The 1511-nt window shown below is 36.7% G+C and carries 3 protein-coding genes; all 3 read left to right on the top strand.

Translation table 11 applies throughout. The annotated features are described in order from the left end of the window. A partial coding sequence (gene panD / locus E1140_RS00405) for an aspartate 1-decarboxylase (RefSeq protein WP_155177980.1) occupies nucleotides 1-253 on the top strand: 253 nt, incomplete at its 5' end. 9 nt (nucleotides 254-262) lie between these two features. Then, nucleotides 263-1309, top strand: a complete 1047-nt coding sequence (locus E1140_RS00400; protein WP_155177979.1) for a lysylphosphatidylglycerol synthase transmembrane domain-containing protein — start codon at nucleotides 263-265, stop codon at nucleotides 1307-1309. After that, the coding region (locus tag E1140_RS00395) for an adenylyltransferase/cytidyltransferase family protein (protein ID WP_155177978.1) at nucleotides 1284-1511 on the top strand (228 nt) is incomplete at its 3' end. The genes E1140_RS00400 and E1140_RS00395, both read left to right, overlap by 26 nt.

The following is a 1511-nucleotide window of genomic DNA, read 5'->3' as shown; positions in this document are numbered from 1 at the left end:
ACTGGAAGCTGCAAATTTGCTAGAAGGAGAGAAGGTTCAAATTGTTAATGTAAACAATGGTGAGCGTATAGAGACTTATACCATTAAAGGAGAAAGAGGAAGCGGAATGGTTTGCCTTAATGGGCCTGCTGCAAGACGTGTTCAGGTGGGTGATATTATTATTATCATTTCCTATGCTTCTATGGGTTTTGAGGAAGCAAAGACCTTTAAACCAGCCATTATCTTTCCCGATAATGACAATAAGCTTTCCTAAGCTCAATTCATGAGTAATAAAATCAAGAACTTTTTTAAGTATGCAATAATGCTGTCGGTGACTGCATTACTGCTATGGATTTCATTTGAAAATATAGAGGTTGCAGAAGGGGCAAGTAAAGTTGATTATCTTCTAAATGTATGGTCGTCAGCCAACAAATCCTTTTTAATACTTTCAGGCCTGGTGGCCGTATTAAGTCATTTAATAAGAGCACAGCGCTGGAAGCTTTTGCTCAATCCCATTGGTTATGAACTGACCCTGAAGCAGGGATTTTTGTCTGTTATGATTGGCTATTTTATAAACTTAGCCATACCAAGAGGAGGAGAAGTTTCGCGCTGCTATAATTTATACCGACTTAATAAAACTCCAGTAGATGTTTCTCTCGGAACTGTGGTTGCTGAAAGGGTTATTGATCTTATTTTTCTTATAATTTTAATAGCTATTTCCTTTTTCATTCAATTGGATAGTCTTATTCTGTTCTTCAAATCAGAAGAAGTGCAGGAGCTTACCAATCAGGAAGGTTCAGGGAACATGATAACTATTATGATAGCCGGGATATTATTTTTGGCAGCCATGGGTCTTATTTTTCTTTTTCTGCTTAAGAGAAAGAAATATTTAATGCTAAGACTTTTATCAAAATCAAAGTCTGCTCTATTAGGAATTAAGGATGGTGTTAAATCCGTACTCAAGTTAAAAAGCCGATCTGCATTTATTATTGATTCACTGTTGATATGGATCTGTTATTATTTAATGATGTACTTTGTGATGCTTGCTTTTCCTGAAACGGAAAACCTTGGTCTTGGTGCTGCACTGACAATCTTTGTAATTGGCGGAATTGCAATGGCTTTACCACTTCCTGGTGGAGCTGGTAGTTTCCATGTTTTAGTGTCCACAGGATTGGTTTTACTTTATAGCTTACCACAAGATAAGGCCATAGCTTTTACATTCATATTTCATGGCTGGCAGACCGTAATTATTATTTTAGTAGGGGCTTTTTCATTAATTTCAAGTCAAATAATCAGAACCAAAATTGAAAGCAACGGCCAGCAAAATTAAAACTCTTGAAGAACTCAAATCATTGATTAAGCAATGGCAAGAGGGGGGTGATGAGGTGGTTTTTACCAATGGGTGTTTCGATATTCTTCACTTAGGGCACATCGATTATCTTGAGAAGTCAAGAGATTTGGGAAATAAGCTAGTAATTGGCTTAAACTCAGACAATTCTGTTCGTAGAATTAAGGGTGAAGAAAGACCATTA

Origin of the sequence: Fulvivirga lutimaris, assembly GCF_009711525.1 — a bacterium.
GTDB classification, from domain to species: Bacteria; Bacteroidota; Bacteroidia; order Cytophagales; family Cyclobacteriaceae; genus Fulvivirga; species Fulvivirga lutimaris.
This window is presented reverse-complemented; position numbering and strand designations above follow the sequence as displayed.